This window comes from Gemmobacter sp., from assembly GCF_016792925.1.
GTDB lineage: Bacteria > Pseudomonadota > Alphaproteobacteria > Rhodobacterales > Rhodobacteraceae > Gemmobacter.
The window spans coordinates 1-8,431 of the sequence record NZ_JAEULU010000290.1 but is presented as its reverse complement, the minus strand read 5'-3'; the positions used below and the strand labels follow the sequence as shown (position 1 = coordinate 8,431).

General features: G+C 66.9%; 7 protein-coding genes. All 7 read right to left on the bottom strand.

Annotation, left to right across the window (positions count from 1 at the left end; translation table 11 throughout):
- On the bottom strand, positions 1-1,385 hold a 1,385-nt coding region (locus JNN06_RS14065; protein ID WP_291240226.1), incomplete at its 3' end, for a TonB-dependent receptor.
- 159 nt (positions 1,386-1,544) lie between these two features.
- Positions 1,545-2,306 (bottom strand): ATP-binding cassette domain-containing protein, encoded by a 762-nt coding sequence (locus JNN06_RS14060; RefSeq protein WP_291240225.1) that lies wholly within the window; start codon positions 2,304-2,306, stop codon positions 1,545-1,547.
- On the bottom strand, positions 2,303-3,262 hold the full coding sequence (locus JNN06_RS14055; RefSeq protein ID WP_291240224.1) for an iron chelate uptake ABC transporter family permease subunit: 960 nt from the start codon (positions 3,260-3,262) through the stop codon (positions 2,303-2,305). The genes JNN06_RS14060 and JNN06_RS14055 overlap by 4 nt, the downstream gene beginning before the upstream one ends.
- A gap of 16 nt (positions 3,263-3,278) precedes the next feature.
- Positions 3,279-4,184 carry an iron chelate uptake ABC transporter family permease subunit gene (locus JNN06_RS14050; protein ID WP_291240223.1) on the bottom strand — a complete coding sequence of 302 codons (906 nt, stop codon included), beginning with the start codon at positions 4,182-4,184 and terminating at the stop codon, positions 3,279-3,281.
- A gap of 34 nt (positions 4,185-4,218) precedes the next feature.
- Positions 4,219-5,121: a siderophore ABC transporter substrate-binding protein gene (locus JNN06_RS14045; RefSeq protein WP_291240222.1), complete on the bottom strand. Its 903-nt coding sequence runs from the start codon at positions 5,119-5,121 to the stop codon at positions 4,219-4,221.
- A gap of 108 nt (positions 5,122-5,229) precedes the next feature.
- Positions 5,230-7,206 (bottom strand): FAD-dependent oxidoreductase, encoded by a 1,977-nt coding sequence (locus tag JNN06_RS14040; RefSeq protein WP_291240221.1) that lies wholly within the window; start codon positions 7,204-7,206, stop codon positions 5,230-5,232.
- Positions 7,207-7,507: 301 nt separating this feature from the next.
- Positions 7,508-8,431: zinc-binding dehydrogenase (locus JNN06_RS14035; protein ID WP_291240220.1), on the bottom strand; the 924-nt coding region annotated here is incomplete at its 5' end.

Here is an 8,431-nt window from a genome sequence, read left to right as displayed (position 1 = left end):
TGCCATGTGGTGCCCAGCACGGCAGTCTTGGCGCGCGAAGATGCCAGCGCATCATAGGCCCCCGCCGCCGAGAAGCGATACATGTCAAAGGCATTGGCCAGCGCCATGCCGCCAAAGGTATTGGCGAAACCGGCATTGAAGGACAGCGCCTCGGAGGCGTGCCAGGTGGCCGAGGCATTGGCGCTGGCGCCGTTGCTGTTGATCTCTTGCCCGTTCACGCCATCGAAGCGGTTCCAGTCATAGCGCAGACCGGCCGAGTAATCGACCTGCCCCACCGTGCCGCGCCCCTGCACGAACAGGCCGGTGTTCTTCACCGCTTCCGACACGAAATAGCCCGGCTCGGCATAGCTGCCTTCGCGGTCCTGGTAATCCAGACCGGCGGTGAGTTTCAGGCCGTTGTCGAAATGGAAGGTGTTCTTGGCGGTGACCGAAAGGGCATCGGCGTCGCCGGTGCTGCCATAGGGCTCGGGGATGTTCAGCTTGGTGCCGGAATGGGCGATTTGCAGTTCCGGGTCGATCATGCCTTCGCCATCAACGCGCGAGAAGGTCAGCGCCTGGGTGGTCTGTTCCACACCGTACAGCCGCAGTTCCGGCACGGGGGCGCCACCGATCACGCCGCCGACATTGGCGCGGTAGGGGCGCAGCGCCTCGTCCTGCACCTTCATGGCGGAATATTCGGCCCGCCAGCCATTCGCCTCGGCGCCCACCTTGATCATGCCCGAAGACAGATCGGCGCCGGTGCCATTGATCACGCTGCCATCGCCATCTTCATAGGCGTCACCCGTGGCGCGCTTGACATAAAGCAGCGCATCGACCGGGCCTTGCGCGCCGTAAAGCGTGAGGGCGGTGCTGGCGGTATCGCCATTGTCGACAAAGCCGAAGGTCAGCTTGCCGCCAAAGCTGCGGCCATCGGCCAGCAGGTCGCGGGCATCCTTGGTCTCGAACCGGATCGCGCCGCCCAAGGCGCCGGGGCCGGCATCGGCAGGCGCCACGCCCGCATCGACCTCGACCGCCTTCAACAGGCCCGGATCGACGACATTGGCGCCCAGATGGTGAAACAGCCGGTTGTTCTGCGCCACGCCATCCACGCTCACGGCCAGCTGCTGCTGGTCCACACCGTTCACGAACACCTTTTCGGTGACGGCAATGCCGCCGCCCACCGTCACCTCGGGGGTGGAGCGGAACAGGTCGGAGAGCGTGCCGGTGCTGGCGGCCTCGATCTCTTCCTCGGTGAGGGTGGTGGAGCCTGCGGCCTCGCCGGGTTCATCGCTGGCGGCTTGCAGGATCACCGGGTCAAGCTGGGTTTCCTGTGCCCAAAGGGGAACAGAGGTCAGGGCCGGAAGGGCCGCGCCCGCCAGAAGGGCGCGCAGAAGGGGACGGGGCATCGGGTGCCATCCTTTCGCAAGGGATCAAGGGGGAAACGCTTGCGGGTGCGGCTGAGACAAGACCGCGTGGCTGGCTGGGGGTCTTTAAGCGGAACCGGGCAGGAAAGACCAGAGCCGCGATAGGCAATTCTGCGCAAGGCGTGACGGAAAAGCCGCGCTTCAGCCGGGAAGGTGATGCAGGATCAGGGGCTTGCCCGCCACCTGCATCACTTGCAGCGGCATATCGTAAAGCGCGCCCAGAACCTGCGGCGTGCAAAGCTGCGCGGGCGGGCCTTCGGCGGCCAGCGCGCCGTCTTTCAGCGCCACGATGTGATCGGCCCAGACCGCCGCATGGTTGACGTCATGCAGCACCACCACCACGCTTTTGCCTGCATCGCGCAGCGCCGCCAGTTGCGCCATCACGCCACGCGCATGGGCCATATCCAGCGCGGCAAGGGGTTCATCCAGCAACAGCCACTCGGCCCCCTGCGCCAGCGTCATGGCGATGAAGGCGCGTTGGCGTTGCCCGCCCGACAGCTCGTCCAGAAAGCGGTGGGCGAGGGGCGAAAGGCCCATGGCCTCCAGCGCGGCGGCAACATGGCCCGCATCCTCGGGCGCGGGGCGGCCCTGCGAATGGGGCCAGCGGCCAAAAGCCACCAGCTCGGCCACGCGCAGGCGGCTGCCGGGGGCGTTGTGCTGTGACAGGATCGCCATGCGCCGCGACAGATCGCGCGAGGGGGTGGTGGCAATATCGGCCCCATTCAGGGTGATGCGGCCCTGTTGCAGGGGCACCAGCCGCCCGATCAGCGACAGAAGGGTGGATTTTCCCGCACCATTCGGCCCGATCAGCGCGGTGATCTGCCCGCGCGGCAGCCGCAGCGACAGGTCGCGCAGGATGGGCCTGCGCCCGATGCTGTGATGCAGATGCGAAACCTCGATCATCGCAGCTTTCCTTTCAGCAAAAGCCACAGGAAGAACAGCCCGCCCACGCCCTCGATCACCACCGACAGGGCGGATTGCAGGCCAAGCGCGCGCTCGAACAGGGTTTGCCCCGCCACCAGCAGCAGCGCGCCCAGCAGCATGGCAACGGGCAGCAGCACGCGGTGGCGCGGCGCGGGGCTGAGGAGATGGGCAAAGCCCGCCACGATCAGGCCCAGAAAGGCCAGCGGCCCGACCAGCGCGGTGGAAGTGGCGACCAGCGCTGCCACCAGCGCCAGCACGAGCCGCAAAAGCCGGTCATGCGCGAGGCCCAGCGACAGCGCCATGGGCCGCCCCAGGGCCAGCACATCCAGCGCCGGGCCAAGGCGCAGGGCCAGCGCGATGCAGCCCAGCACCAAGGCTGCGGCCAGCGGCAACAGCGTGGCATCTACCCTGGCAAAGCTGGCAAAGCCCGCCTGCTGCACCACGGCATAGGCGTTCGGGTCCAGCACCCTTGCGACCAGCCCGGTCAGCGAGCGGAACAGCACGCCCAGAATGACCCCGGTGAGGATCAGGCGCGGAATGTCCTGCGCCCCCTTGTCTTGGCCCGCCCGCCCCAGCAGCAGGCCGAACAGCACCAGCGCCAGCGCGATCATCGCCACCACCTCCAGCCCGAAACGGGCAGGGCTGCCCAAGCTGGCAAAGCCGGTGACGCCGAGGCCGGCCACCAGCAGGGTTTGCAGCAGCAGATACAGCGCGTCAAAGCCCATGATCTGCGGCGTCAGGATGCGGTTGCGGCTGAGGGTCTGGAACAGCACGGTCGCCACCGCCACCGCCGCCCCCACCAGCAGCATCCCCGCCAGCTTGACGGCGCGCAGGCCCAGAACAAAGCTCCAGCGCGGGCCGGACAGGCCCCAGAACAGATAGGACGCCGAGGCCAGCGCAAGCGCAAGGCCAAGCCATATCAAGGGTCTAGCCACGGATCTAACCACGGATCTAACCACGGGCGGGCCCCCGATGCAGCAGCCACAGGAACAGGCCCGAGCCCAGCACGCCCAAAACCGTGCCCACCGGCAGCTCATAGGGATAGCGGATCAGCCGGGCCAGAATATCGCAGGCCAGGACCAGCGCCGCCCCCGCCAGCGCCGTCACCGGCAGCGTGGCGCGCAGATTGTCGCCCAGCAGCCGCGAGACGATATTGGGCACCACCAGCCCGACGAAGGGGATCATCCCCACCGTCACGATCACCAGCGCCATGGTGACCGAAACCACCACCAGCCCCAGCCGCATCACCGCCTCGGGCGAAAGGCCAAGGCCGATGGCGGCCTCGCGCCCGAGGCTGAGGATGGCGAAGCGGTCGGCGGCAGCCCAGGCCAGCGCGGCGGCGCCCCCGGCGATCCACAGCAGTTCATAGCGCCCGGCGATCACCCCGGAAAACTCGCCCGTCATCAGCCAGATGCCGATCATCTGCAAAAGATCGGTCTGCCAGCCGATGAAGGTGACCAGCGCCCCCAGCACGCCGGAAAACACGATACCGACCAGGGGCACCAGCAGCACCTCGCGCGGGGGGAGGTTGCGGATCAGCCGCAGGAACAGCGCGGTGGCGGCCATGGCCGACAGGCTTGCCACGACCATCTTCAGCCAAAGCGCCGCGCCGGGCGCCCAAAGCGTGATCGCCAGCAGACCCAGCGCCGCGCCCTCGGCGGTGCCGGTGGTGCCGGGTTCGACAAAGCGGTTGCGCACCAGTTGCTGCATCACCACCCCGGCAATCGCCAGCGCCGCCCCGGTCAGCAGCACCGCCAGCGTGCGCGGCAGGCGCGACAGGGCAAAGACCTGCGCGCCCAGATCGGCCACGCCCAGCAGCAGGCTTGCCAGCGCCAAGGGCACGAGCAAAGCCAGCAATATCAGGCAAGATCGCCAGACCGGGGGCAAGGGCTTACTTGCCAAACGCGGTGATCAGCTGATCGAGCGTGCCCATCATCGAGTGGAAGCCACCACCCGCGATATAGATCGGCGCGGACTCCAGATAGATGATCTGGCCCTTCTGGCCCGCCGTGGTGCCCTTGACCAGCGCGTTGTCCAGCGTGGCCTGCGCCGAACCGGCCTCGCCAATGGCCGAGGCGCGATCGACGACGATCAGCCAATCCGGGTTCACCTCGGCGATGAATTCAAAGGAGATCGCATCGCCATGGGTTTCGGGGTCCAGATTCTCGCGCGCTTCGGGCAGATCAAGCGCGCTATGCAGCCAGCCAAAGCGCGAGCCCTTGCCATAGGCCGCGATTTTCGGCCCGTTGGTCATCACGATCAGCGCCCGGCCCTTGCCCGCGATGGCGGCTTTGGCCTCGGCGAATTTGGCATCCCATGCGGCGGTCAGGCTGGTGGCCTCGGCCTCTTTGCCAAACAGCGCGCCATAACCTGCGATCCGGGCGCGGCCCTCGGCGGGGATGTCTTCCCAGATCGTCATGTCGACCGTGGGGGCCACGGCGGACAGCGGCTCCACCTGCGTGGAAGACCGCCCGCCCGCGATGATCAGGTCGGGGGCAAGGGCGGCGAGGGCCTCCAGATCGGGTTCAAACAGCGTGCCCACCGGCAGCGCCTTGCCCGAGAGGCTGGCAAGATAGGGCACATACAGGTTGTCCGGCGTGCCTGCCGGGGTGACGCCCAGCGCATCCAGCGTGTCGATGGCGGCAATATCCAGCACCGCGACCTTGGCCGGATTGGCGGCCACGGCGACCGGGCCGGTGGCGGTGGGCAGTTGAATTTCTTCCGCAAAGGCGGGCGCAAAGGCGGGGGAAACCAGCAGGGCAGTTGCCAGAAGGCGGGCGGCCAGACGCAGCATGAAGCTCTCCAATATGTGCAAACCGCGTGTGGCTTGCAAATCTGGCTTCACGCATCGGGGGCAGGATTAGCGCGCCTGACCGGCACGCTCAACCATGAATCGCAGCCCTTACAGCCCCAGCGCCACCCGCCGCCCCTCGTGAAAGGCATAAGGCGCCTGACGCGGCGCGGCACAATCGCCGATGCGGTGGGTTTCCTTGCCCGCAAAGGTTTCGGGAAAGGGATCAAAGGCCTGATTGGTGGTTGCCACCACAAGGGCCGAGGCGGCAATGGTTTCCTCGGCTCCGGTCAGCAGGTTGCGGACCGTGGCACCATTGCCGTGCCAACGCGTGATCACATGTTCCGTCAGGAAACGCGCCCCCGCCCGCGCCAGCCGCCCGCGCGCCGGGCCATCGGCAGAGGTGCGGGCGATTTCCTTGCCGATGAAGGGATCGGGGGTCACGATCACCACACGCTTGCCTTGCTCGGCCAGCGCCCAGGCGGTGCCGACCCCGCGCCAATTGCCGCCCTCATCCAGCACGATCACGGTATCGCCCAGCCGTGCCTCGCGGCGCAGCACGTCCTCGACCGCGTAAACCTGCCCCAGTTCCAGCCCCGGCAGCGGCCCGGCCTCGGGGAACCAACGCTGCCGCGCCTCCGGGTCGGGGAGCGACCCCGTGGCAAGGATCACCACGCCTGCCGGATGGGCGGCGATGTCGTCTTCATCAAGAAAGGTGTTGAGGCGCAGGGTGACGCCCAGTTGGGTGAACTGCCGCTCATACCAGCCCCACAGATCAGTGATCTGGCCCCTGCGCGGCTGCATCCCGGCCAGCCGGAACTGGCCGCCGATCTGCGGCCCGGCCTCCGCGATCTCCACCCGATGCCCGCGCTCTGCCGCCACCCGCGCGGCCTCAAGCCCCGCCGGGCCTGCCCCCACCACCAGCACGTCGCGCGGCGTGGGCGTGGGGGTGAAGCGATCCCCGCCCCATTCCCATTCGCGCCCGACGGACGGGTTGATGAGGCAAGAAATCCAGTAATCGCGCGACCGCCGCCCCCAGCACATCTGATTGCAAGAGATGCGGCCGCGCACATCCTCCGCCCGGCCTTCACTGGTCTTGCGCGCCAGATGCGGGTCGGCAATCTGCCCCCGCACGATCGACACCAGATCAGCTTGCCCTGCGGCAATCACCGCCTCGGCATTTTCCGGCGTGCGGATATGCGCCTCCGAGGTAACACGCGCGTGCTTCACCACCGCCTTCATCTGTTCGGTCACCGGCGCGGTCAGCTTTTCGCCAAACAGGAAGGTCGGCATCAGCCGCTCAAAATCCAGATAGCCGCCGGAGCCGCAGGTGATGTAATCGACATGGCCGGTGGCATCATGCAGCGCCACGATCTCCAGCAGGCTTTCCACCTGAAGCGTCACCTGATGCGAATCCGAGGTCGAGACCGCGAGGCCGATGATGAAATCCTCGCCACAGGCGCGGCGGATACCCTCGATGATGCGGCGGGAAAACCGGGTGCGGTTTTCAAGGCTCCCGCCCCATTGATCGTCGCGCGTATTGGACCACGGCGTCCAGAACTGGTCCAGCAGCGAGTGATAGGCCGCCCAGACCTCCACCCCCTGAAACCCGCCAGCCTTGCAGCGGAGGGCGGCGGCGATATGGGCGGCGATCAGCTCCTCGATCTCGGCCTCGGTCATGCGATGCGAGCCGTCGCTGTCATGATAGCTGGGCCCGCCCGAGGGCGACCAATGCGGCTGAAAGCTGAGGTCGGAATCGCCATGCGCGCCGATATGGTAAAGCTGTTGTAGGATCACCGCCCCGGCCTCCTGCACCGGCTCGGTCACACGCCGGAAATGCGGGATCACGGCATCGTCGCCATGGCGGAAATTGCCGCGGGTCAGCACCCCGGTGCGATGCACGGGCATGGGTTCCGCCACGATCATCGCCGCACCGCCCAAAGCGCGCTCCAGCAGATAGGCGGCTGTGCGCGGGCCGGGCAGGCCCTGCTCGGCCATGTTGTTGGTATGGGCACCAAAGACGATTCGATTGCGCAGCGTCTGGCCGCGCAGGGTGAGGGGCGACAGAAGGTGGCGATGCTGGCTCATGGCTGGGCACTCCGGTCGAAGGAAAATCTGGCGCGCAACTTGTCCTCGGGGAGGCTTGAAGCCAGAGCCGAGCGGAGAGCCTTGAACGCCCTGCCCTCTCACCTCCCCGAGGAAAGGGGGCGCTTGCGCCCCCTCTGGGCCTTTGGCCCATTCACCTCAAGGGGGGCGCGAAACGCGCCCGCCCGGCCCTGAGGATAGTTGCACCAAGGTGAAAACGGGGGTTTTAAGGAAACCGGCGCCCCTTCATCTTGGCTTAAATATCCCGGGGGGTGCGGGGGGCTGGCCCCCCGCTGCTGTCGGGTCAGTAGACGACCACGGCGCGGATGCTTTCGCCTTTGTGCATCAGATCGAAGCCCTCATTGATGCGCTCCAGCGGCAGGGTGTGGGTGATCATGCTGTCGATCTCCACCTTGCCATCCATATACCAGTCCACGATTTTCGGCACATCGGTGCGCCCGCGTGCGCCGCCGAAGGCGGTGCCTTTCCACACCCGGCCCGTCACCAGCTGGAAGGGCCGCGTGCTGATCTCGGCCCCTGCCGGCGCCACGCCGATCACCACCGAGACGCCCCAGCCGCGATGGGTGCATTCCAGCGCGTCGCGCATCACCTTCACATTGCCGGTGCAATCAAAGCTGTAATCCGCGCCGCCGATCTGGTCGGCCTCGGTCTTGGTCAGGTTCACGATGGCCTGCACCACCGAGCCCTCGATCTCGCTCGGGTTGATGAAATGGGTCATGCCGAATTTCTCGCCCCATTCCTTTTTGCTGTTGTTCAGATCGACCCCGATGATCATGTCGGCGCCCGCCATTTTCAGGCCCTGAATGACGTTGAGCCCGATGCCGCCGAGGCCAAAGACCACGGCCTTCGCCCCGATCTCGACCTTCGCCGTGTTCAGCACCGCGCCGATGCCGGTGGTGACGCCGCAGCCGATATAGCAGATCTTGTCGAAGGGCGCGTCGTCGCGGACCTTGGCGAGGGCGATTTCCGGCACGACCGTGTGGTTGGCGAAGGTGGAGCAGCCCATGTAATGATGGATCGGCGTGCCATCCAGCATCGAGAACCGCGTGGTGCCATCGGGCAGCAGGCCCTGGCCTTGCGTCGCGCGGATCGAGGTGCAGAGGTTGGTTTTCTGGCTGAGGCAGGAGGGGCATTGGCGGCATTCCGGCGTATAGAGCGGAATGACGTGATCGCCGGGTTTCAGCGTGGTGACGCCGGGGCCGCATTC

What these genes read in the sequence shown, in the direction of transcription:
- JNN06_RS14045 (WP_291240222.1), bottom strand. Translation starts at nt 5,121, where the DNA reads ATGCTGCGTCTGGCCGCCCGCCTTCTGGCAACTGCCCTGCTGGTTTCC.
- JNN06_RS14060 (WP_291240225.1), bottom strand. Translation starts at nt 2,306, where the DNA reads ATGATCGAGGTTTCGCATCTGCATCACAGCATCGGGCGCAGGCCCATC.
- JNN06_RS14040 (WP_291240221.1), bottom strand. Translation starts at nt 7,206, where the DNA reads ATGAGCCAGCATCGCCACCTTCTGTCGCCCCTCACCCTGCGCGGCCAG.